Source organism: Gottschalkia purinilytica, assembly GCF_001190785.1.
Lineage (GTDB): Bacteria > Bacillota > Clostridia > Tissierellales > Gottschalkiaceae > Gottschalkia_A > Gottschalkia_A purinilytica.
In genome coordinates this window covers 231,226-255,900 of the sequence record NZ_LGSS01000003.1, presented here as the reverse complement: position 1 = coordinate 255,900, position 24,675 = coordinate 231,226, and the positions used below count along the sequence as shown (strand labels likewise).

The 24,675-nt window shown below is 28.4% G+C and carries 23 protein-coding genes, 2 tRNA genes and 1 pseudogene; 22 read left to right on the top strand and 4 right to left on the bottom strand.

Features of this window, described 5'->3' with window-relative positions; translation table 11 throughout:
• Positions 1 to 137: 137 nt before the first annotated feature.
• The 7 genes from CLPU_RS04575 (at position 138) to CLPU_RS04550 (ending at position 5,925) form a co-directional block, all read left to right on the top strand.
• Positions 138 to 1,145 (top strand): LacI family DNA-binding transcriptional regulator, encoded by a 1,008-nt coding sequence (locus CLPU_RS04575; RefSeq protein ID WP_050354469.1) that lies wholly within the window; start codon positions 138 to 140, stop codon positions 1,143 to 1,145.
• Between the two features lie 151 nt (positions 1,146 to 1,296).
• Entirely contained in the window at positions 1,297 to 1,641 is a 345-nt protein-coding gene (locus CLPU_RS04570) for a hypothetical protein (RefSeq protein WP_050354468.1), read from the top strand.
• A gap of 55 nt (positions 1,642 to 1,696) precedes the next feature.
• A complete protein-coding gene (locus tag CLPU_RS16550; protein ID WP_082154072.1) occupies positions 1,697 to 1,867 on the top strand; it encodes a DUF896 domain-containing protein in 171 nt (56 codons plus the stop codon).
• A 95-nt stretch (positions 1,868 to 1,962) separates the two neighbouring features.
• Complete coding sequence (locus tag CLPU_RS04565; RefSeq protein WP_050354467.1) at positions 1,963 to 2,418, top strand: chemotaxis protein CheW; 456 nt, start codon at positions 1,963 to 1,965, stop codon at positions 2,416 to 2,418.
• A 122-nt stretch (positions 2,419 to 2,540) separates the two neighbouring features.
• Positions 2,541 to 3,701, top strand: a complete 1,161-nt coding sequence (locus CLPU_RS04560; RefSeq protein WP_050354466.1) for a sensor histidine kinase — start codon at positions 2,541 to 2,543, stop codon at positions 3,699 to 3,701.
• Complete coding sequence (locus CLPU_RS04555; RefSeq protein ID WP_050354465.1) at positions 3,691 to 4,362, top strand: response regulator; 672 nt, start codon at positions 3,691 to 3,693, stop codon at positions 4,360 to 4,362. The genes CLPU_RS04560 and CLPU_RS04555 overlap by 11 nt, the downstream gene beginning before the upstream one ends.
• A 135-nt stretch (positions 4,363 to 4,497) precedes the next feature.
• Positions 4,498 to 5,925, top strand: coding sequence for an aminopeptidase (locus tag CLPU_RS04550; protein WP_050354464.1), 1,428 nt, complete (start codon positions 4,498 to 4,500; stop codon positions 5,923 to 5,925).
• Positions 5,926 to 5,995: 70 nt separating this feature from the next.
• On the opposite strand, the gene CLPU_RS04545 is transcribed toward CLPU_RS04550, so the two are convergent.
• Both CLPU_RS04545 and CLPU_RS18315 read right to left on the bottom strand, forming a co-directional pair.
• Entirely contained in the window at positions 5,996 to 6,916 is a 921-nt protein-coding gene (locus CLPU_RS04545; protein WP_050354463.1) for a selenium metabolism-associated LysR family transcriptional regulator, read from the bottom strand.
• 221 nt (positions 6,917 to 7,137) lie between these two features.
• A complete protein-coding gene (locus CLPU_RS18315) occupies positions 7,138 to 7,713 on the bottom strand; it encodes a hypothetical protein (RefSeq protein ID WP_479691157.1) in 576 nt (191 codons plus the stop codon).
• 328 nt (positions 7,714 to 8,041) lie between these two features.
• Here CLPU_RS18315 and CLPU_RS04535 point away from each other — a divergent pair, with 328 nt between their 5' ends.
• Positions 8,042 to 8,338: a hypothetical protein gene (locus CLPU_RS04535; protein ID WP_050354461.1), complete on the top strand. Its 297-nt coding sequence runs from the start codon at positions 8,042 to 8,044 to the stop codon at positions 8,336 to 8,338.
• 222 nt (positions 8,339 to 8,560) lie between these two features.
• Here CLPU_RS04535 and CLPU_RS17615 read toward each other — a convergent pair.
• Positions 8,561 to 8,800: pseudogene (locus tag CLPU_RS17615) on the bottom strand (YmaF family protein); the annotation flags it as partial.
• A gap of 433 nt (positions 8,801 to 9,233) precedes the next feature.
• Between CLPU_RS17615 and CLPU_RS04525 the strand changes: the two are divergent.
• Positions 9,234 to 9,794: a hypothetical protein gene (locus tag CLPU_RS04525; RefSeq protein WP_050354460.1), complete on the top strand. Its 561-nt coding sequence runs from the start codon at positions 9,234 to 9,236 to the stop codon at positions 9,792 to 9,794.
• 1,077 nt (positions 9,795 to 10,871) lie between these two features.
• Here the strand turns inward: CLPU_RS04525 and CLPU_RS04520 are convergent.
• A tRNA-Leu gene (locus CLPU_RS04520) sits at positions 10,872 to 10,957 on the bottom strand.
• Between the two features lie 316 nt (positions 10,958 to 11,273).
• On the opposite strand from CLPU_RS04520, the gene polA reads away from it, so the two are divergent.
• The 13 genes from polA (at position 11,274) to CLPU_RS04455 (ending at position 24,602) form a co-directional block, all read left to right on the top strand.
• Positions 11,274 to 13,958 carry a DNA polymerase I gene (gene polA, locus CLPU_RS04515; RefSeq protein WP_050354459.1) on the top strand — a complete coding sequence of 895 codons (2,685 nt, stop codon included), beginning with the start codon at positions 11,274 to 11,276 and terminating at the stop codon, positions 13,956 to 13,958.
• Positions 13,945 to 14,553: a dephospho-CoA kinase gene (gene coaE / locus CLPU_RS04510; protein ID WP_050354458.1), complete on the top strand. Its 609-nt coding sequence runs from the start codon at positions 13,945 to 13,947 to the stop codon at positions 14,551 to 14,553. The genes polA and coaE overlap by 14 nt, the downstream gene beginning before the upstream one ends.
• Before the next feature lie 19 nt (positions 14,554 to 14,572).
• Positions 14,573 to 15,160 (top strand): lytic transglycosylase domain-containing protein, encoded by a 588-nt coding sequence (locus CLPU_RS04505; protein WP_050354457.1) that lies wholly within the window; start codon positions 14,573 to 14,575, stop codon positions 15,158 to 15,160.
• Positions 15,161 to 15,260: 100 nt separating this feature from the next.
• The gene (locus CLPU_RS04500) at positions 15,261 to 16,298 is read left to right on the top strand and encodes a nicotinate phosphoribosyltransferase (protein ID WP_097677531.1); all 1,038 of its coding nucleotides are present in this window, start codon (positions 15,261 to 15,263) and stop codon (positions 16,296 to 16,298) included.
• A gap of 21 nt (positions 16,299 to 16,319) precedes the next feature.
• Positions 16,320 to 18,053, top strand: coding sequence for a peptide ABC transporter substrate-binding protein (locus CLPU_RS04495; protein WP_050354455.1), 1,734 nt, complete (start codon positions 16,320 to 16,322; stop codon positions 18,051 to 18,053).
• Between the two features lie 53 nt (positions 18,054 to 18,106).
• Positions 18,107 to 18,190 (top strand) — tRNA-Leu (locus CLPU_RS04490).
• Positions 18,191 to 18,323: 133 nt separating this feature from the next.
• Positions 18,324 to 19,199, top strand: coding sequence for a hypothetical protein (locus tag CLPU_RS04485; RefSeq protein WP_050354454.1), 876 nt, complete (start codon positions 18,324 to 18,326; stop codon positions 19,197 to 19,199).
• A 303-nt stretch (positions 19,200 to 19,502) separates the two neighbouring features.
• The gene (rsxC, locus tag CLPU_RS04480) at positions 19,503 to 20,837 is read left to right on the top strand and encodes an electron transport complex subunit RsxC (protein ID WP_050354453.1); all 1,335 of its coding nucleotides are present in this window, start codon (positions 19,503 to 19,505) and stop codon (positions 20,835 to 20,837) included.
• Between the two features lie 11 nt (positions 20,838 to 20,848).
• Positions 20,849 to 21,787 (top strand): RnfABCDGE type electron transport complex subunit D, encoded by a 939-nt coding sequence (locus CLPU_RS04475; protein ID WP_050354452.1) that lies wholly within the window; start codon positions 20,849 to 20,851, stop codon positions 21,785 to 21,787.
• Position 21,788: 1 nt separating this feature from the next.
• Entirely contained in the window at positions 21,789 to 22,364 is a 576-nt protein-coding gene (locus CLPU_RS04470) for an RnfABCDGE type electron transport complex subunit G (protein ID WP_050354451.1), read from the top strand.
• Positions 22,365 to 22,385: 21 nt separating this feature from the next.
• Positions 22,386 to 22,994, top strand: a complete 609-nt coding sequence (gene rsxE / locus CLPU_RS04465; RefSeq protein WP_050354450.1) for an electron transport complex subunit RsxE — start codon at positions 22,386 to 22,388, stop codon at positions 22,992 to 22,994.
• A 48-nt stretch (positions 22,995 to 23,042) separates the two neighbouring features.
• On the top strand, positions 23,043 to 23,615 hold the full coding sequence (rsxA, locus tag CLPU_RS04460) for an electron transport complex subunit RsxA (RefSeq protein WP_050354449.1): 573 nt from the start codon (positions 23,043 to 23,045) through the stop codon (positions 23,613 to 23,615).
• A 12-nt stretch (positions 23,616 to 23,627) separates the two neighbouring features.
• The gene (locus CLPU_RS04455; RefSeq protein ID WP_050354448.1) at positions 23,628 to 24,602 is read left to right on the top strand and encodes an RnfABCDGE type electron transport complex subunit B; all 975 of its coding nucleotides are present in this window, start codon (positions 23,628 to 23,630) and stop codon (positions 24,600 to 24,602) included.
• Positions 24,603 to 24,675: the final 73 nt, after the last annotated feature.

Here is a 24,675-nt window from a genome sequence, read left to right as displayed (position 1 = left end):
ATTATTACTCTTAATATAGTGAATTAAAAACTTGTGTTTTTATAAGTTTTTATAATATATTTGTATATTATTTTGTTATAGATAAAAAATATAATTAATTATATTTTCATATAAATATGCTTGGGAGGGATAACACAATGGCTGCTACTATTAAAGATGTGGCTAAAATGGCAGGAGTATCAATTTCTACTGTATCTAGAGTAATAAATGATTCCAAGCCTGTAAGTCCGGAAATTAGAAAAGTAGTTTTAGAAGTCATCGAGGAACTTGGATATAAGCCTAATGAAATAGCAAGAACTTTAGTTACTAAGAAATCATTTTTAATTGGAGTAATAGTTACAGATTTAGGAGACTCATATATAGCTGAAATGGTTAGAGGAATTGAAGAAGTTGGAAAAATGTATGATTATGACATAATCTTATGTAGTACATTTGGAGATAAGTCTGCTGAAATAAAATATTTACAGCTTTTAAATACTAAGCAAGTGGAAGGTATTATACTTATATCAAATATATTAAATGAAGAAATGGATGATCATATTAAAAAATCGAGAATACCATTTGTATATTTAAACAGATATTATTATGATCAGGATTATCCTACAGTTACTATAGATAATTTTGAAGCTGCATATGAAATGACTAACTACTTAATTAGTCTAGGACATACTAATATTGTGTATGTTGCAAATAGTGAAAAAGAGCATTCATTAGAAATGATGAAGCTAGAAGGATATAGGAAAGCAATTTCAGAAAACGAATTATGTAAGGAAATTATATATTTTACAAAAGGAAGAAATATAGATGATGGATATAATGTAGCTAGAGATATAGTAAACCATGAGGAAGATGTAACAGCTATATTTTGTAGCTATGATGAATTAGCCATTGGAGTTTTAAGTTATTTACATGATAATAATATAAAGGTTCCGAGTGAAATGTCTGTTACTGGATTTGGAGATATAAAAATAGCTTCGATATTTAGACCTACTCTTACAACTATTAAAGAACCATTCTATGATATAGGAGCTGTAGCCATTAGAAGAATTATAAAAGAGCTTAAAGGGGAAAAAATGGATAAAAATGATATAATATTACCTTTTCAGATACAGAAGCGTAATAGTTGTTCAAAAATAGATGAATAACGAATGTATATAATATTTAAAGTATAAAAAATAGACTAGAATGAAAATGTATAATTTAGCGGCTATTTAAAATAGCTGCTTTTTGGTATATAATAAATAAGTATATTGTATTGAGATATAGCTTCTTTAGGAAGAAGGGATAAAAATAAATATGAAAAAAGCAGTAAATTATTTTAAAGGTATTTTATATAGTAGTATTATTATTTCTATAATAACTACATTAATTTGTTATATTTTAAATATAAAAAATTTTAATCTAGTTATTCTGAGTGACTATTTTTTTATAGAGGGAATAGTTATAATTATACTAGGAGCTGTTAGTAAAATACTATCTTGGTCTATTCATAAAAAACATTCACTTAATAGATTTAAGGGAGACGAAAATAGTTTGATAGAAGCAAAATATAAGTTAAATAATCTGTTTAAAATTTTAGGAGTAGTTGGAATATTACAAATATTAGTCTCTTTAATTTTGGCTATGATAGTTATAAGTTAGCATTTAAATATAATAAAGAATTATATAGTTAGGATTAGATAAGGGAGGAATATAAATGATATCAAAAGAAAATATAGATAGAATAAATTATTTATCTAAAAAGTCTAAAGAAGAAGGATTGAATGATGAAGAAAAACTAGAACAAAAAACTCTTAGAGAAGAATATATAAAAGCTTTTAAAGAAAATTTTAGAAGACAATTAGATAATATAGAATTTGTTGACTAAAACCGTATTTTTACGGTTTTTTATTTTTTTTATTTTAATTAATTGGAAGGAAAAAATAAAAATATATAGAAATAATTCAGTAGGAGGTGTAATAATTGGGAGAAAGACAATATGTTGTATTTAAACTAGGGAAAGAAGAATATGGTATAGATATTATGAATGTTAGAGAAATAGGTCCTTATCAAGAAAGTGTCAAAGTACCTAATTCTCCAAGCTTTGTAGAAGGAATAATTAACTACAGGGGAAATGTTATACCTATAGTTTGTTTAAAGAAAAGGTTCAGTATAGAGGACAGTGAAATTGATACTAATACTAGAATCATAATTATAAATTTAAATGATAAACAAGTAGGGTTTATTGTAGATGAAGCATCTCAGACAGTAAAATTAGATGATAATGATATAGACCCTACGCCAAACATAATAACAGGAGTAGATATGAAATACATAACGGGTGTAGGAAAACTGAATGATCGCTTAATAATATTAATAGATTTAGAAAAAATATTGACTGATAATGAGAAAGAAGAAATAGAACTAATGAATGTTTAATACACTCGATGGTAAATTATAACATTTATTTAATATTGATTTACAGACTAGAGAATATATGTCTAGTCTTTTTTTAAACAAATTATCAACTAGAAGTTTTTAAGGAGTTGCGAATAAAAGCAATGGAGATAAATAAGATAAGTGAAATTATAGAGAAAACGATTAACGTGATAGATCAAAGTAGAAATGAAATATTTAATATGGTAGAAGACGCTAAAAAAGAAAATGATAGGTTGCAAAAAGAACTAGAAAGTATACAACTAAAATTAGCACTGATAATAGATGCAGTTGATAATTTAGAAATAGAAGAAAAAAGAACAAGAACTAGATTAATGTTAGTAAGCAAAAACTTTAATGTACATTCTGAAGAAGATATACGATTAGTATATGAGGAAGCAAATAATTTAAGATTGAAACTAATATTAAAAAAGCAAGAGGAACAAAATCTTATAGATAAAAGAACAGAAGTTGAGCTAAGTCTTAGAAGAACACTTGAAAATATAAGAAAAGCAGAAAAAGCGGTAACAAAGGTTGGCGTAGCAATGCAATACCTAAGAGGGAATTTTGATGAATTATCAGAGACAATAGAAGATATGAGTAGTAGACAATACCTTGGAGTTAAGATTATACAAGCTCAAGAAGAAGAAAGACAAAGAGTTGCCAGAGAGATACATGATGGTCCAGCTCAGACTATGGCAAACGTTATGCTAAAGGCGGAACTATGTGAAAAACTACTATCATTAGATATAAATAAATCTAGAGAAGAATTACAAAAGTTAAAATTTATAGTAAAGAATAGTTTAAGAGATATTAGAAAAATAATATATGATCTACGACCGATGTCCTTAGATGATTTGGGGCTTATTCCCACAATTCAGAGGTTTATTGATAACTTTACAGAAGAAAACGATATTAAGGTAGAATTTATAGTGCTTGGTGATATGGAGAACATTAATTCTATAGTAGAATTAGCTTGTTTTAGAATCGTTCAAGAATGTCTTAACAATATTAGAAAACATTCTAAAGCCAAAAATGTATTTTTAAAAATAGATAAAGTAATGAACAGAATAAATATATTTATTAAAGATCATGGAGTTGGATTTGAAGTCGATAATATAAATAAGATAAAAGATGCAAAAAATGGTGGTTTTGGAATTTTAGGTATAAGAGAAAGGACAGAATTACTTGATGGCAGCTTTGATATTACGTCTAGTCTAGGAAACGGCACAGAGATAAATGTTACAATACCTCTGACAGGAAAGGATGATAGCAATGGAGCTTAATATAAAAAACAGCATTACTGTTTTGATAGTAGACGATCACTCTCTTATGAGAGAAGGACTTAAACAAATTATAGAGTTGGAAGAAGATATTGAGGTTATAGAACAGGCTTCAAATGGCGAAGAAGCAATTCAAAAAGCTATTAATAACAAACCGGATGTAATTCTTATGGATATAAATATGCCAGATATGAATGGTATAGAAGCTCTTAGAAGACTAAAAGACATAGGAGTGTCTTCTAAAGTTATAATGCTTACAATACATGACGATAAAGAATATTTATATGAGACAATAAAAATAGGTGCTAGCGGATATGTTCTAAAAGATGCAGATTCCGATAGCTTAATTAAGGCTATAAGAGACGTCTACATTGGAAAAACATATATTCAACCTAATGTTTCTGCATTACTTGTAAAGGAAATTAATTCTCAGGATGATAAAGCTATAGAAAGAGAGCAGATAGATTCTCTTACAAGGAGAGAATATGAAGTATTAACACTAATAGCAGAGGGATTAAATAATAAAGAGATAGCTGGTAGATTATTTATTAGTGAAAAAACTGTAAAGAATCATGTATCTAACATATTTAAAAAGATTAATGTAACAGATAGAGTTCAAGCAGCAATTTTTACTTATAAAAATAAGATGAAAAAGATACAATAGTAATATAAAGTTTTAAATAAATTAAAATTTTATATGTAAATAATTATAAAAGGCTAAATATATAGTTAATTGACAAAGTGTATAAGGGTATATATTATATATTTGAAAGTTTATTAAAATTGCGGAGGTATACAAATGAATAAAAAGTTAAGAGGAAAAGAATTAAAAGAGAAGCTTACTCATACTTGGCCTAATGTATGGGAAAATACAGATGATACACAAAAGGATATGATATTTGGATTAGGTGATGAGTATAAAAGTTTTCTTGATAAGAGTAAAACTGAAAGGGAAGCAGTTAGTGAAATAATAAAAATTGCTGAAGAAAATGGATATATTTCTTTAGAAACAATAATTAATAAGAATATTAAAGTTGTACCAGGAACTAAAATATATGCTAATAATAAAGGAAAATCAATAGCATTATTTGTTATAGGAAAAGAAAGCCTAGAAAAAGGTATGCATATAGTTGGATCTCATGTTGATGCTCCTAGAATAGATTTAAAACAATTTCCTTTGTATGAAGATTCCAACTTAGCATTTTTAAAAACACATTATTATGGCGGTATAAAAAAATATCAATGGGTTACTCTTCCTTTAGCACTTCATGGAGTAGTAATTAAATCAAATGGAGAAAAAGAGTACATAGTTATTGGTGAGGATGAAAAGGATCCCGTATTTTTTATAACTGATTTATTACCTCATCTTGCGAAAGATCAAATGTCTAAAAAACTTGATGAAGCAATTGTAGGAGAAGGCTTAAATATATTAATAGGAAGTATACCATATAATGATGATGAAATAAGTGAAAAAGTTAAATTAAATATTTTAAATGTATTATATGAAAAATATGGAATAGTGGAAGAAGATTTTACGACAGCAGAATTTGAAATAGTACCTGCTGGTAAGGCTAGAGATGTTGGAATAGACAGAAGCATGATAGGCGGGTATGGACAAGATGATAGGGTATGTGTATTTACTTCATTAAAAGCAATATTAGAAACAGAATGTCCTAATAAAACAGCAGTTGGCTTATTTATGGATAAAGAAGAAGTAGGAAGTTTAGGAAATACAGGTATGGAGTCTAAATTTTTTGAAAATGTAGTTTCTGAGCTTATAAACTTAACTGAGGAAAATTATAGTGAATTAATTGTAAAAAGATCGCTAGCAAATTCAAAAGTTTTATCAGCTGATACAGTAGGAGCATTTGATCCAAATTATCCAGACGTACTAGATAAGAGAAATTCCCCGTTTTTAGGAAAAGGAATATGTCTAGTAAAATATACTGGAGTAAAAGGAAAGTCATCTAGCAATGATGCTAATTCTGAGTATATAAGCTATATAAGAGATATATTTAATAAAAATAACGTAATATGGCAAATGGGAGAACTAGGTAAAGTTGACCAAGGAGGAGGAGGTACAATAGCTTATATTCTAGCCAATTATGGAATGGAAGTTGTTGATTGCGGAGTAGCTCTTCTAAGTGTACATGGACCATTTGAAATATCAAGTAAAGCAGATGTATATATGGCTTATGAAGGATATAAGGCTTTTTATAAAAGTTAGATAAAAAAATATAAAATTAAATAAAAAAAGCATAAAAAGTCTGGGGATTTGCCCAGTTTTTATGCTTTTTTTATTTAAATGGAGAATCTTCATTAGATGTGTATTCAATAACGAAATCTTTAAAAGTTTGACTTAACGGTGATAGCTGTCTTTTTTTATGATAAACAAAGTAGAACTTTCTTTTTAAATCGAATCCTTTAATTGAAAATGGTTTTAAAAGACCCATTTCAAGTTCACGTTTAATTGCTCTTTCAGATAAAAAACTTATTCCTATACCTAATTCTACAAATTTCTTTATTGCCTCAGTATCTTCTATATAAGAAACTACTTTAAGAGAATCAAAGTCAATATCATTTTCTTTAAGTTGATTTTCGAAAAGATGTCTAGTACCAGAACCTTTCTCTCTTAATATAAGCTTTTCATTTAAAATAAAGTCTATATCTAATTCTTCATATTCATTCCAAGGATATTTACTATTATTAGGGGCAACTACATATAAAGTGTCTTCTATTAGTTCGATATATTCGAGATGCGGAGATTGGAACTTAGCACCGATTATGCCAAAGTCAGTGTCACCTTCTATAATATTTTCAGCTACTTTTTTTGAATCACCATCTGTTATAGCAAAAGTAACATCAGGATACTTGCTTGTAAATTCTTTTAATAAAAATGGTAATACATAGTGACGAGGGATGGAACTAGTACTTATTTCTAAATGTCCTTGTATTTTTCCTTTATATACACCTAAATCAAATTGAGCCATATTCCTCATATTAACTATATTCAAAGCATATTTATATAAAAGATTTCCAGCTCCTGTTGGAGTCACAGTTTTACCTGACCTATTTAGTAGAAGCGTTCCCAATTCATTTTCTAAGTTTTGTATATGGCTAGTTACAGTAGGTTGAGTTAGATACAACTTTTGTGCCGCTCTTGAGAAGCTCTTTAACTTTACTACCTGAATAAAGGTTTCTAATTGTCTGAAATCCAAAATACCACCGCTTTCTACAAAAAATTTTTAAAAAATACCTTATATATACAATCTTGTCAAATGCTCTCCTCTAAGTATACAACAAAGGATGTAGACTAGCAATAGCAACTATTAAGATATGTGAGTAATTGACCATTATAATATTACGAAGATAAATTAATTAAGGTAAGTTATTATTCTATAAATAGAAAAATATAGAGCATTAAGCTCTATATTGTCAGTTAAATATAATTACGATATATACAAAGAATTGAGATTATGAATAACACTCCTAAAGGCCATAAAACTATATATAGAAAGTATTCAGGTAAAATAATGCCCAAAGCTACTAAAATACTATATAGCTTAAAAAAATTAGAATGTATTTCTAGCAAATTAAAAAGCGTTTTTTTGCTAATAAAAGAAATATTCATATTGATAATATAAACTAAAATGAATTTATTGTTTTTTAAGTTATATCCTATATGAAATAGGATAATAGAAATAGGTATAGATAGTAAAGAATAGACATTTACTTTTATGCTCAAAGCATTTAAAACAGAGTGTAGATGTATGAATAAGAATATTATAGAAAAGTAAAGATTTAGAATATTGATAGCGATACTAAAAAAAAGCTTATTATTCTTTAAGTTTTTTTCTATAAAAGAGGATAAAGAATAAAACACAGTCATAAAAGTTGGAAATAATAGCAGAAGTTCATACTTTGAATTATATATATCAGATTTGCCTAAATAGTTCCAAGTTATTGATATCTTTTCTGGAATAAATGGTAGTGAAATAATAGAAATCAAGAACATTGAAACTATAATAAACAAGGGTATTTTTTTTGAATTTATCATAAAACTCCCCCTTATATACGAATTATTGTTTATATATTATGTGATATAAATCTATATAAGGTTACTAATTTAAAGAAAAAGTTAAATAAAAATAAAAAATAGTTATTTTTTAAACTTTAAAATAAAATATTTAACTAATTTGAAAGTAAAATAACTAGTACTTTATTGATAAAATGATCTATTGATTTTAATATAAAAAAATTAAAGTTAATAACACCTATTGAAAAATTTTGTGACAAGGAAATAAATAATGACTATAATATATAGAACTGAGAGGTGAGAAAATATGTATAGTGATTTTATAACTATAGATTTTTTAGCAACTTTTTCAGGACTAGTAATGGCAGTAGGTATTATAGTACAGTTTACAAAGAGTATAATTAAAAATAGATTTAATGATGCAGCTGTAAGAGTTTATACATTCATAATAGCTTTAATTCTTACTTTTATTTTTGTTAAGCCTGGAAAAGGACTAGAAGGTATTATGTTAACGATACTAAACTCAATTTTGATAACTATAACAAGCATGGGTGCTTATGAAGCACTATCTGATCCAAAAGCAAAAAAGAATAAATTAGATTAATTTTTTATTTATTTTGGAAGCTTTTCTGTAATAGAGGCAAGTTGTTATCTCAAATAATTAAGCTTGAAAAGTTTAGTTTAATATCAAAGATATTAAACTAAAAAACTAGAATAAGTATGATTAAATGAAATTAGAGAGTATAGTAAAATCATGAGCTATTTTATAGAAGTTAAGTAGTGGCAATTTGTCTTAGCTAATAAGCGTAAGATAAATTGCCCAAAATTATCTAAGAAATAGGACTTCGATTAAAGTTACAAGCACAATTTCATGAAAATGACTGTCATCTATAGTTGTTCTAGCTTTAACAAAATGAATGTGTTTTCCATTTCCTACATCAATAGCTGGACCAGTTTCGGTTTCAATCTCATGATGATTTATAAAGAAATCAGTGTTAGTCAATAGAGCATGATTATGACTGCCACCTAGTAAATGTATAGCTTCATTTGTAACTCTTGCAGAACGATAATTGTAACGGCCTTTTCATCCTTCCCCTAATTTAGTGCTACCTAAGAATTCATGAACGTGAGATTGTCCTTCATCTTCATTATGCTTTGGAGAGCAATGACCACATCTATCTATGTTTACTTTATACTCTAAAGTTCCACATCCTTATTTATAGACTGTAAACCTATATATCATCAATTATTATTATATTTAATATAAGCTACACTATAATTAGACGTGTGATATAGTATGAAGAATACGTAATTTGAAAAGATATGACATAAGGATTTTTAGTAAGCAGCAAGATAATTAATAAAATGTGATATTTTGAAGTATTAGGAAGAAGCGCAAGAAGATTAGATAGAAATATATTGAAAAAAATAGAATTTAATGATAATATTTTATATAAATGACATAAAATACAATAAACAATCTTTAGGGGGTAAGGAAATTGAAAAAAATATTAGCAATTATACTTGTTTCAATACTATTTATTACTGGATGTTCTTCTGGAAGTATCAATAGTTCTAATGAAAATAATGAAGAATATCAAAATGAGAAAGTTAGTATATATGACTTTTGGATAAACGATATGGAAAATGAGTTAGAACTATCAGATGATTCAAGTAAATTTATAGAGGATAATAATAATTTATTTCCTACAAATAATAAGGAAGAGGTATCTAAACTTGTAGATAACTCTATAACTTATAAGCATATTAATAAAAATATAAAACAATACTATAAATCAATAATTAAATTTGAAGGATACGTTATAGATGTACAAGAAGAAGAAATAGAAGAAGGTAATAAAGCAACTATATTACATGTTGCAGATGATAATATGCAAAGTTATGAAATTTTATATTTAGGAGAACTAAAAGATATCTTCAAGGAAGATAAAATTAGTGTAATAGGATTACCTCTAGGAATAGGAGGATTTGAAAATACCGATGGAGGATATACTAATACTATAGTTATAGCTGGTAGTTACATAGAAAAGCTTCAATAAAAACTAGAATTTATACAAGTAACATTGACTTTTATTTTTTATTATAAAAGAATCAAATATAATTGAAGATGAACTAATTGATAGAAAAGAAGATAATAACGAAACTTGGACAAGAACATCATAAATACTATTAAGATTTAAGAAGATAAAAAAGAAAAAGGATTACTGAAAATGTAATCTTTTTTCTTTTTATTAAGTTTAAATTAAAAAAGAGGGTGTTTATATGCTATTACCTCCACTTAAGTATAAAAAATTATACTTGGACAGTAAATCTTGAGTCATATTCTATTACTGATGAAAGGAGTATAGTCATACATCATTATCCATATACACACTTAAATGAGATAGAAGACTTGGGAATTAGACTAAGAGAGGTTTTCTGTTACAGAAGAATTTATCGGACCAGGAGTATATAAGGAATTTTAAAAACTTGCTACAGTATATTATTATTTTGAACTAGAACCATTAATAACTCTTTATGACAAATACAAGAATCTATATTCACAAGATTAGAAGTAACTCAAGAGCCTACTCCTAATTATGTTAAATATAGTTTTTATTTTATGGAAGATAATGCAGAATACTTAGTGAGGATAATAGGTAAAAGTCAGAGAACAAGCAATAATAGAAGATGGGGATGTAATAAAATGTTTCTAAAGGTCAAGAAGCTGATAAAAATTTTATAGTAGAAAGAAAAAGAGAAAATTTTGAGATAGAGTTAACTATACATGGAAAACATCACGCAGAAGCAAATAAAACTGCTTATCTTGAATTTTAAGAGTGTTGTTTTTTCTTACCCTTAATATAAATGGACAGTTAATAATAGTTAAAATAAGGCTAACTTCTGTTTCTTTTTAATTTTAAGGACCTATATTTAATAATTTTATAAAATAATTTATATATACATATATTAATGTAGAAACACGATAATTTATTTTTAAAATTAATGCATTTAAAGTTAAGTATTGTTAAAGAAAATTAATTAACATTATCTAAGTGTTGACCATTTGTTGACCAAAAACATAAAAAAGACATTTTAGATTTTATATCTAAAATGTCCTATATAGCTAAATAACTTGGTGCCGAAGGTGGGATTTGAACCCACACGGTATTGCTACCAACGGATTTTGAGTCCGTCGTGTCTGCCGTTCCACCACTTCGGCTTATTAAATCCACTAAATTATATTATCATAAATTTTTAAAAAAATCAATATTAAATATTAAATATTAAATATATTTAGATTACATGTATTTTGGAAACTATACAAATAATGAATTTTTAATATAAAAAAACTATATCAATTGTAAAGAAATTTACTTAATATATTTTGGGATATTTTAGACCGTAAGTTTTGAGGCTTTTTTGTTTACTCGAAATACCTTTTAATATATACTAAAACATATACACAAAAGCCAATAATTATTTTTAATTAACTAAATGTATTGGCTTAGATGTATAAGTTTTAAGGAGTGATAAATGTGAATAATGAAAAGTTAATGATAATAGACGGAAATAGCTTATTACATAGAGCATTTTATGCATTACCACCATTAAAGACACAAGATGATATTTATACAAATGGAGTATATGGATTTTTAACTATGTTATATAGAGTACTAGACGAATATAATCCAGACTATATAAGTGTAGTGTTTGATAGAAAAAGTCCTACATTTAGACATATTGAATTTAAAGACTACAAAGCTGGAAGGGCTAAGACACCTAGTGAACTATCTATGCAGTTTCCATTGCTTAAAGAAATATTAGATAGTATGAATATAAATAGAATAGAACTTGATGGGTTTGAAGCTGACGATTTAGCTGGAACACTCTCTAAGATAGGCGAAGAAAATAACATGGAGGTTATATTAATATCTGGAGATAAAGATTATTTACAGTTAGCTAGTGATAGTACAAGAGTTCTTTTAACAAGAAAAGGCATAAGTGAATTAGAAATATATGATGAAAAAGCTGTAATAGATAGATATGAATTAACTCCTAAGCAGTTTATAGATCTAAAAGGACTTATGGGAGATAAATCAGATAATATTCCAGGGGTACCTGATGTAGGAGAAAAAACTGGTACTAAGCTTTTAAAAGAATATGGAACAATGGAAGGTATATATGACAATATCGATAATGTAAAAGGACCAAAATTAAGAGAAAAACTTATAACTTATAGAAATCAGGCTTTTATGAGTAGAAAACTATCAGAAATTATTAGAAATATTCCAATAGAAGTTAAGTTAGAGGAAATGAAACGAAGAGAACCAGATTCAGAAAAACTATATGAGCTTTATAAAAAATTAGAATTTAGAAGTTTAATAAATAAAATTAATACAGAGCATGTAAATATGGAATTATCTGAAGAATCTCTTGAAATTAACTATAATATAGTGAGTGATATAAGTGAATGTAAGGAAATAATAGATAAAATAAAGTCTTTACAAGAGATGTATATTAAGTTTATTTACGATGGTCATCCTCTTAAAGATGACATAATAGGCATAGCAATTAAATTAGATGACGAGAGTAACTACTATATAGATTTTATAGAGAGTGATATTAATATAAATATATTTTTAGAAACTTTTAAAGAAATTTTAGAAAACGTAAATATAAAAAAAATAGGTCATGATATTAAGCATGAAATACTAGTTCTATTAAGATATGGAATAAATTTAGAGGGGATCGAGTTTGATAGCATGATTGGTCAATACTTAATTGATCCATCCCAAAGTAGTTATGATATATCAATACTTTCTAAATCGTATATAAATCAAAATATCTCTAATGAAAAAGATATACTAGGTACCGGGAAAAACAAGAAAACATTTAAAGATATTTCATTAGATGAAAGAGCCAATTTTTTAGTAGCTCAATTGATAGTAACTTATAAAGTTAAAAGTAGTATTGAAAACATGATAAAAGATCAAAATATGGAAGAATTATTTTATGATGTAGAGCTTCCACTTGTAAGTGTACTGGCTGATATGGAGTATAGAGGTTTCACAGTTGACATAGAACAATTAGAGGATCTTGGAAAAAACTTCAACTCTAAGATAGAAAAATTGACTGATGACATACATGATTTAGCAGGAGAAGTATTTAATATAAACTCACCAAAGCAATTGGGAGAAATTCTGTTTAATAAGTTGAATTTACCAGTTATAAAAAAGACTAAAACAGGTTTTTCAACTAGTGCAGAAGTTTTAGAAAAACTATTGAATGAGCACCCAATTATTGAAAAAATATTAGAATATAGACAAATAGTTAAGTTAAAGTCAACTTATGTAGATGGACTTATAGCAGTAATGGACAGAACTACAAATAAAATACATTCAAGTTTTAATCAGACTATTACAACTACTGGAAGAATAAGTAGTACAGAGCCTAATTTGCAAAATATTCCTATAAAAACTGAAGAAGGAAGGCAAATAAGGAAAGTATTTATACCTAAAAGTTCAGATTATACTTTAGTCGATGCAGATTATTCTCAAATAGAGCTTAGAGTTTTGGCACATATATCTGATGATCCTAAACTAAAAGAAGCTTTTTTTACAGAGCAAGATATTCACGCTAAAACAGCATCAGAAGTATTTGGAACTCCGATAGAGGAAGTAACGAGTATTATGAGAAGTAGAGCAAAAGCTGTGAATTTTGGAATAGTATATGGAATAAGTGATTTTGGATTATCTAGAGATTTAAATATAAGTAGAAAAGAAGCTAAAGAATATATAGATAATTATTTTAGTAATTATACTAAAGTAAAAGAATACATGGATTTAATTATAAAAAATGGAAAGAAAAATGGATATGTAGAAACTATATTAAATAGAAGAAGATATTTACCAGAGCTTAATTCTAGAAACTTTAACATTAGAGCTTTTGGAGAAAGAATAGCGATGAATACACCAATACAAGGTAGTGCAGCTGATATAATAAAAGTAGCTATGGTAAGTGTTTATTTAGAACTTAAAAGAAGAAAATTAAAATCAAAGTTAATACTTCAAGTCCATGATGAGCTTATAGTGGAAACTGCTATAGATGAAATTGACGAAGTGAAGAAGTTGCTTAAAGAGCTTATGGAAGGGGCTATTAAGCTAAATGTGCCTTTAAAAGTAGACATGGAATCAGGAGATAGTTGGTATGATACAAAGTAAAATCATAGGAATAACTGGAGGAATTGCTACAGGTAAAAGTACAGTTTCTAACATGATAAAAGATAAGGGATTTGTAGTTATAGATGCAGATCAAATAGCTAGAGATATTGTTAAAATTGGGACACCAGCATATAAAGAAATAGTTTTAGTATTTAGAGAAAAAATATTAAACAGTCAAAAGGAAATAGACAGAAGCAGACTAGGACATATAATATTTAATGATGATAATGCCAGAAATACTTTAAATAAAATAACTCATCCCCATATAATAAACGAGATTAAAAGTCTTATAGAGCTATATTCTAAAACAAATGATGTTATATTTTTAGACATCCCTTTATTAATAGAAATACGAGATAGTATTCTAGAAAATGGAATAAAAATTGATGAAATATGGATAGTATATGCAGATGAAGACACTCAGCTAAAAAGATTGATGAAAAGAGATAAACTAGACTATAATAGTGCAGTAAAGAAAATGAAAGCACAAATGCATATTGATGAAAAGGTTAAATATGCTGATGTAATTATAAATAATAATGAAGGTATAGATTATCTGTATAATAATTTATTAAAGGCTTTAGACAGGATTTAATGTAGCTGGAGGTGTGCAATTGAAAATTATAACGGTTAGATTTAAAACTATTTTAGTACTACTTTTATTGGGAATATTGTTTTTAGGGATAATTAGTAATAAAAATAAAATATTAAAAATTATATATCCATTAAAGTATGAAGAATATATAATTAAGTATTCAAAGAAATATGACTTAGATCCATGGCTTGTGGCAGCTATGATTAAAGTAGAAAGTAAATTTGATAATGAAGCTAAGTCAAGAAAAGATGCTAGAGGTCTTATGCAGATAATACCCAAAACAGGACAATGGGCATCTGAACAAATAGAGTTAGAAAACTACAGTGATGAATTATTATATAATCCAGAAGTAAACATTAGAATTGGATGTTGGTACTTGAATAAATTAAGAAGTCAATTTGAATATAATATGAATTTAGTTATAGCTTCATATAATGCCGGAAGCGGAAATGTATCTAAATGGCTTAAGGATAATAGATATAGTGATGATGGGGTAAACTTAAAGAACATACCTTTTAAAGAAACAAGATTGTATGTTGAAAAAGTTCTTAAGCATTATGAAAACTATAAAAAAATCTATGGAGATAATTATTTCGATATAAAATAAATTGTGCTTAAAAAAACTAACTAAAGTTGGTATAATTATGCTTATACTAAATTTTAATAAATATCTGAAATTATGATGACAGTTAGAAAGGATGGGAGCGGTGAACTTTATAAAAAGCATTAAAGATGTACAAGAATATGATATAAAAAAAGAAGAAAGATTACTACATTCAGCACAACATGAAGATATTTTATCAGGAGTAACTACAGATATATACTTCATTACTACTATGAATATCTTAGAACATATGGGAATAGCAGATAAAGAAGTAGTAGTAGAGATATTTGCTAGAAAGTCAGGAGTATTTGTAGGTATAGAAGAAGTCAAGAATATATTAAAAGATAAAAATATCGAAATGTGGGCTTTGGAAGAAGGAAGTGAATTTGAACCAAAGGAAACTTTAGTTAGAATAAAAGGACCTTATAAAAACTTTGCTATATATGAATCTATAATATTAGGATGTCTTGCTAGTCCAAGTGGATGGGCAACAGCTTCTAAAGAAGTAAAAGAGGCATGTGGAGAAAAAGGATTTATATGCTTTGGAACAAGACACGTCCATCCTTCAGTAGCTCCAGTTATGGAAAGAGCAGCAAAAATAGGGGGAGCAGGTTCTGTAAGTAACATATTAACAGCTAAGCTAATCGGAGAAAATCCTACAGGAACTTTACCTCATGCAGCTTTTTTAGTTGCTGGAGATACTCTAGAAGTTGCTAAGGCATATGATGAGATAATGCCAAATGATTATAAAAGAATCGTTTTAGTTGATACTTTTAAAGATGAGGTTGAAGAAACGTTACGACTTGCTAAGGAAATGGGAGAAAGACTATATGGAATAAGATTAGATACTCCTAGTGAAAGAGGAGGGGTTACTCCAGAGCTAGTAAAAGAAATTAGAGCAAGATTGGATCTTGAAGGATATAATTGGGTTAAGATATTTGTTTCGGGTGGATTAAAGCCAGATAAAATAAAAATTTTATCTGAGGCAGGTGTAGATTCATTTGGAGTAGGAAGTTACATATCAGGAGCTCCTGCTATAGATATGACTATGGATATAAAAGAAATAGAAGGGAAACCGGTTGCAAAAAGAGGAAGAATACCGGGGATAATAAGTAATCAGAGATTAGTTAAGATGCTGTAGTATTTAAGGAGGAAGTGTGCATTGAAAATCAAAAGATTAGCTTGTATATTGCTTATTTTAGTAATAACAATAAGTATAGTTGCTTGTAGTGTAGGCAGTAAAGTAGCCACTGGTGAAAAGCAACAAGAAAAAATTAAGAAAGAAAAAGCTGTTGATGGTGGTGAAATAACTGTACCTATAACTAACGTAAAGACATTGAATCCTCTTTTAAGTACAGACAGTAGTTTATATTATTTTAATAAACTTATCTTTGAAGGTTTATTTGGCATAGATAAAAACTTAAATATAAAAAATATTTTGGCAGAGAAATATACAATAGAAAATAACGGACAGAGTATAAATATAAAACTAAGAGAAAATGTAAAATGGCATGATGGAACAGATTTTACTTCAGAAGATGTTAAATTTACTATAGATACTCTAAAGTATGGATCTACAAGTTCTAAATATTCAGAATTAATTCCAGATTTATATAGTACAAATGGAGTTGCTAATATTCAAAAGATATCTAGTATAGAGGTTCATGATATTTATAATATAACAATAAACTTTAGTGAGACGTTTAGTGATGTATTGGAGACTCTAACTTTTCCGATAGTGCCTAAGCATAGATTTACTGGTGGTGGAGATGTAAGTCAAGGATCTTATGATAGAGCATTATCGTTACAAGGATATAATCCTATAGGGACTGGACCGTATAAAAAAACTAAATATGAAAAGTTAAAGTCTGTTAAACTAGATATAAACGATGAATATTGGGGAGAAAAACCCCATATACAAAGAATTATAGGAAAGATTTTAAAAGATGAAAAATTATCTTTAGTATCTTTTGATTCAGGACAAGTAAACATAGCTTCTAGTCTAGGGATAGACTGGGAATCGTATGCACAAAATGAAAGTGTGAAAAAATATGAATTTCCCTCAAGAAATTACGAATTTTTAGCATTTAATTTTAAAGACGAGTTATTTCAAGATGAAAAAGGAAAAGCTTTAAGAAAGGCAATTGCCTATGGAATAGACAGGGATACTATAGTAGAAAAAGTATATTTAAAACATGCTACTAAAGCAGATGTTCCAATACACCCAGATTCATGGTTACTTTCTAAAAAAAATATAACTTATAAGTATAATGTTAAAAAAGCTAGAAAAATATTAGAGTCGGCAGGATGGACTGATAAAAATGAAGACGGAATATATGAAGACGAAAATGGTAAGAAACTTACTATAAAAATTACTACTAATTCTTCTAATCAATTGAGAATGAAAACAACTGATATAATAGCAAGTAATCTGAAAAGTATAGGAATAGAAGTAGAAAAAGACTATAAAGATATAGAACTTGAAAATGTAACAGAAGAGACAGAACTCACAGACTGGCAACAACTACAGAGTAAACTGACTTCAGGAAACTATCAAGTAGCTGTGCTAGGATGGGAACTGTCTTACATACCAGATATATCTTTTATGTTTCACTCGTCTGGAACAGATAATTTTATAAACTATAATAATGAAAAAATGGATGACTTATTAAATAATGTAAAATCATCTATTTCAAGAGAAGAAAAGAAAAAAGCTTATGCTAAGTTACAAAAGTATATTTTAGATGAATTACCTTATGTTAGTTTGTTTTTTACAAATGGATCTATACTAGGATACAAAAGAGTCGAAGGAGATATACAACCTAGTTTTGTAAATGTATATGATGAAATACAAAACTGGTATATACCTAAAAAATTTCAAAATAGTAATAAATAAATTTCTTGACTTTTAAAAATATTGGGGTTATAATTTATTTTGTAACCTTAAATGCGGGTGTGCTGGAATAGGCAGACAGGCACGTTTGAGGGGCGTGTGTCGATGACGTATGGGTTCAAGTCCCATCACCCGCACCATATATAAAATAAAAAAAGAAACAGATAAAAATTTTTATCTGTTTCTTTTTTATTAGGCTTTTCACAAAAGAAGGAAAGAAAAGAAAAATATAGAAGTAGTTAACTAAAGTTATAGCTAAGAGGGGGGATATCTTTGAGATTAACTATAAGGAAGAAGAAAAAGTATAAAAAGAAAGAAAAAAATATACTCCTTATAGCTTTTTTTATAATTATACCTATTATTTCTGTAATCGGTGGAGATATTATGGCAAAAAAAGTTATAGTACCAGTAATATCTAAATGGCTCCCCAAAAATAAAGATAATAATATTAAAAACAAAAATAATATTCAGACTAATACTAAGGTAGGAAACAATAAAAGTGATGAAGAGAGAAAACAGAATAGAGATAAATTAAAAAGTATATATATAGAAGGTTTTGAATTATATAATATAGGTATAGGAAGTTTTTCTGATATTGATAGTGCCAGAAAAGAATTAAAAAAACTTAATAATAAAAAATTATTAGGTTATATTTCAAAATTTGATTCTTATAAGGTTTATACAGAAATTAGCTTTGAGAAACAAAATGTTAAAGATAGTTTTTTAAAAATAAAAAAGGAATATAAAGATGCTACTTTAAATACTATTTATATAAAGAAGAAAGAATTGCAATACTATGATTATGAAGAAAAATATATAAATAAAATGCAAGAAGTAGTTAGAAGTATAAATCAAGTATATAAAGAAGAATTAGACTTATGGAGAAAGGCTATGGATGATTCTGAAATAAATAATTTAAAGAGTAAATTAGATAAGAATACAGAAATTATAGATTCTAAAATAAAAGAAGTTTCTAGTGATACACATAGTGAAGATCTCAAGAAAATTAGGAATGTACTTGAGATACATCTTAAGAATAGAAAAAATGTATTAGTATCCTTTGATATAAAAAGTAAGGAGAGTATTAAAAAAAGTTACTCCGGATTCATGCGAGCGTTTTTTGATTATATAAACTACTATAACCAGTAAAAGAACCCTTAAATAAGGGTTCTTTGTATATGCAAAAAAGTAAATAATGAGTTATTATAAATATAAGGTCAAAAAATGTAATATTAAATAATATATTGTATTGCATATTACTTCTTTATATATTAATATATTCTTGTGCAAGTTAATAATTATGCAATCATGATTATTAACCTCTATTTATATCATTTACTTCATTTTTAAGTATATCCCAGTCAATAAAATTCAAAACATAAATTTAATAAACTTAGAATGCATTAATTTAAAATATAAATATATTAATTTTGAAAGTAAGAGGTGAAATATATGAGTTTAAAAAGCTTTACTTTTAGAGGCGGAATACATCCTCCATACTCAAAGAGGTTTTCTGAAAAGTTTAAAACAGAAAAAGCTAAAGAACCTACAACAGTAACAATTCCTTTACATCAACATATAGGAGCACCTTGTGATCCTATAGTAAAAGTTGGTGATAAGGTAAAAGTAGGTCAAAAAATTGGAGAACCAACTGGTTTTGTATCAGCTCCTATACATTCAAGTATTTCGGGTACTGTAAAGAAAATATTATTAGCAGATTCTCCTTCAGGAGAGAAAGTAATGTCTGTAGTAATAGAATCTGACGGAGCAAATGAAGTACATGAAAGTGTAAAACCTAAAGGAGATTTAAGTTCTCTTTCAAAAGAAGAAATTATAGAAATAGTTAAAGAAGCAGGTATTACAGGACTAGGAGGGGCAAGTTTTCCTACACATGTAAAACTTTCTCCACCACTTGAAAAAAAAATAGATACAGTTATTTTAAATGGTGCAGAGTGTGAGCCATACTTGACTGCTGACCACAGACTTATGTTAGAACAGCCAGAAAACGTTATCTATGGTCTTAAGGCAATAATGAAAGCAGTTGGAGTAAGAAAAGGTTTTATAGGTATTGAAGATAATAAAAAAGATGCTATAAAAGTATTACAAAAAGCAGCAGAAAAAGAAGCAAATATAGAAGTAGTTGCATTAAAAACGAAGTATCCTCAAGGGGATGAAAAAAGACTTATAAATGCAGTAACAGGAAGAGAAGTTCCTGCTGGTGGATTACCAATGGATGTTGGTGTCATAGTTAACAATGTTGGTACGGCAGCAGCTATAGCAAATGCTATAAAAACAGGAATGCCTTTAATTGAAAGAATAGTTACTATAACTGGCGGAGCAGTAAATACTCCTAAAAACTTATTAGTTAAGATAGGAACTTCATTTAAAGAAGTTATAGAGCAGTGTGATGGATATAAAGAAGAACCAGGTAAGATAGTTATGGGTGGACCTATGATGGGAATGGCTCAATTTACAGATGAAGTTCCAGTTATTAAGGGAACATCCGGAATATTAGTTTTAACAAAACAAGAATCTGAATCTCCAGATCCTGAGGCATGTATAAGATGTGGAAAATGTATAGATGTTTGTCCAGTTAATATACAGCCATTATTTATTAGTCAACTATCACTTAAAGGAATGTTTGAAGAAACAGAAGCATATCATGTTTCTAATTGTATAGAATGTGGTTGTTGTTCATTCGTATGTCCTTCAAAACGCCCACTTCTACATTCAGTAAGAGTTGCTAAAAAAGAGCTTGCAAATAGAAAAAGAAAATCTAATCAGTAGGAGGGATATAAATGGAGAATAGATTAATAGCAACATCTTCTCCACACATTAAATCGAATGAAACAGTTTCGAGAATAATGTTAGATGTTTTAATTGCACTTTTACCAGCTACACTAGGAAGTATTTATTTCTTTAGGTTTGCAGCTGTAAAATTAATAGTACTTGCAGTTGTATCAGCTGTTGTAACAGAGGCTATTGTTCAAAAGGCTATGAAAAGATCAGTAACAATAAGAGATTTAAGTGCAGTAGTTACAGGACTTCTTCTAGCATTCAATATACCTGCATCAGCACCATGGTGGATACCTGTAATAGGATCTGTTTTTGCTATAGGAATAGTAAAGCAAGCTTTTGGAGGTCTTGGACATAACTTTATTAACCCGGCTTTAGCTGCTAGGGGTATGCTTTTAGCATCATGGCCAGTTATAATGACAACATGGACGACTCCAGGACCAGATGCAATTAGTACAGCTACACCTTTAGCTATATTAAAAGGTGGAGAAGTAGTAGGTAATCTTCCATCATTATGGAATGTATTCATTGGAAATATAGGAGGATCATTAGGAGAAACATCGGCACTTTTACTATTAATAGGTGCAGCATATTTATTTTATAGAGGAGTTATTAATTGGAGAATTCCTTTCTCTTATATAGGAACTACTGTAATCATATTATTACTATTTGGTGGTACTGGACTTACTAACACTATGTACCATGTTTTTGCAGGTGGACTTATACTAGGCGCTTTCTATATGGCAACAGACTATTCATCATCACCTGTTACACCTAAAGGACAAATTATATTTGGAATAGGAGCAGGAATATTAACTGCTGTTATAAGACTTAAAGGCGGATATCCAGAAGGGGTATCATATTCTATAATGTTAATGAATGTTGCGGCGCCACTTATTGATAAACTTACTAGTCCTAAGGTTTTCGGGGAGGTGAAGTAGTATGAAAGAAATTACAAAACTAGGAATTATATTGTTAATAATTACTTCAATTGCTGGAGGATTACTAGCGTTTGCAAATGATATAACTAAACCTAATATAGAAAAAGTACAAGAAAAAGCTAATAATGAAGCTAGAAAAGAGATTTTACCTAAAGCTAAAGAATTTAAGGCGTTAGAAAAAGATAAGCTAGAAAAAATAATGTCTTCAAACAAATCAGTACTTGAGGTTTTTGTAGGATACGATAGTTCAAATAAACCAGTGGGATATGCTATAAAAACGGCTACTTCTGGATATGCAGATTTAGTAGAAGTTATAACAGGTATATCTTCTGATGGAAAAATAGAAGGCATGAAAGTAGTAAGTAACAGCGAAACACCAGGATTAGGAGCAAATGCAGCTAACCCAGAATATCAAAATCAATATAAAGGAAAATCTGCAGAAAAAGAATTAGAAGTAGTGAAGAGTGGAGCTAGCGAAGAACAAATTCAAGCTTTAACTGGAGCTACTATAACTTCAAAGGCTGTTACTGATGGAGTAAATACGGCTATAAACGCATTTAAAGACATCTCAAAATAACATATCCATGGAGGTGAAAAAATGAATATATTTAAAAATTTAAAAAATGGAATTATAAATGACAACCCTACTTTTGTACAACTTATAGGTATGTGTCCTACCCTTGCTGTTACGACATCAGCTATCAATGGATTAGCAATGGGATTAGCTACAATGTGTGTTTTAATAGGATCGAACCTAGTTATATCACTATTAAAAAAGGTAATACCAGATAAAATACGTATACCTGCCTTCGTAGTTGTTATAGCTACATTTGTAACTATAATAGGTATGGTTATGAAAGCATATGTACCAGAGCTTGATAAAACTCTAGGTATTTTTATACCTTTAATAGTTGTTAACTGTTTAATATTAGGTAGAGCAGAAGCCTTTGCTTCTAAAAATTCAGCAGTATCATCTATATTTGATGGGATCGGAATGGGTCTAGGATTTACTATTGGACTTACAGTATTAGCAATTATAAGAGAAATATTAGGTGCTGGAAGTATATTTGGATTCTCATTATTTGGTAAAGCTTTTCAACCAGCAATAATAATGATATTACCTCCTGGAGCATTCTTTGCATTAGGATTATTAATCGGATTAATAAATAAAGTAACTAAAAAGAAAGCTGAATCAAGTTGCCATTAGAATATAAAATAATTTGATCGTAGTTAAGTTAGATGAAGGAGGGGGAAAATGAAACTTTTAACTATAGTAATCAGTGCTATATTTGTTAATAACTTTGTATTATCTAGATTCTTAGGAATATGTCCATTCTTAGGTGTCTCTAAAAAAATAGAGACTTCTTTAGGTATGGGAATGGCAGTAACATTTGTTATGACGATATCATCTGCAGTAACCTACATTGTTCAAAAATCTATATTAGATCCTCTCAAGGTAGGGTATCTTCAGACTATTGTATTTATATTAGTTATTGCTGCATTAGTTCAAGCTGTTGAGATGTTTATGAAAAAGGCAAGTCCATCTTTATACGAATCACTAGGTGTTTACTTACCACTTATTACGACTAACTGTGCTGTACTAGGTGCTGCACTTCTTAATATACAAATGGAATTCAACTTTATAGAAACAGTAATTAATGGATTAGCTGCAGCCATAGGGTTTACTTTGGCTATAGTATTATTTGCTGGTATAAGAGAAAGATTAGCTTTAGCTGATGTTCCAGAGTCGTTAGAAGGATTTCCTATAGCACTTATAACTGCAGGATTAATGTCAATAGCATTCTTAGGTTTTGTTGGACTTGTATAGGAGGTGAAAGAGATGGAAACTATTTTAATTCCTATTGCCATTTTAGGGGGATTAGGATTATTATTCGGTATAGGATTAGCTATAGTAGCAAAGGCATTTGCCGTTGAAGTTGATCCTAAAGTTGAAAAAGTTAAAGAAGCTCTTCCAGGAGCAAATTGTGGGGCTTGTGGATTTCCAGGATGTGAAGGACTTGCAGTGGCAATTTCAAAAGGTGAAGCTCCTGCAAGTGGATGTCCTGTAGGTGGAGCTTCTACTACTGAAAAAATAGCTGAAATAATGGGAACTTCAGCAGAGGTAGCAGATAAAAAAGTAGCTAGAGTAATTTGTAAAGGAACAAACTGTAATACATTTGAGAAATTTGAGTATCAAGGAATAAAAGATTGTAGAGCAGCAGCGTTAGTTTCTGGTGGAAGTAAATCATGCTCTTATGGTTGTTTAGGGTTCGGAAGTTGTAAAGATGTTTGTCAATTTGGTGCTATTGTAATTGAAGACGGAATAGCTAAAATAGATAAAGAAAAATGTACTTCATGTGGTAAATGTTTAGAAGTATGTCCAAAGTCTGTTATAGAACTAGTACCATATGATCAAGATGTATTTGTGGATTGTAATAATAAAGAGCTTGGTAAAGGTGTAAAAGAAAAATGTGACGTTGGTTGTATAGGATGTAAAATTTGTGTTAAAGCATGCCCATTTGATGCTATGGATTTTGAAAATAATTTAGCGAAAATAAATTATGATAAATGTACTAATTGTATGGTTTGCGCTGAGAAATGTCCTACAAAGGCAATAACTGCAAATTTTGAAAAGAGAAAAAAGGCTAAAGTTGAAGATGACTTATGCATAGGATGTACTATATGTGCTAAGCAATGTCCTGTAGAGGCTATTGAAGGTAATTTAAAAGAAGTTCACAGTGTAGTTGAAGAAAAATGTATAGGATGTGGAGTATGTTTTGAAAAATGTCCTAAAAAAGCTATAACTCTACAATAAAATAATGTTAAATGGAAATCCTACTAAAATATATTTTAGTAGGATTTTTTATTTGACATTTTTCTACTAAATA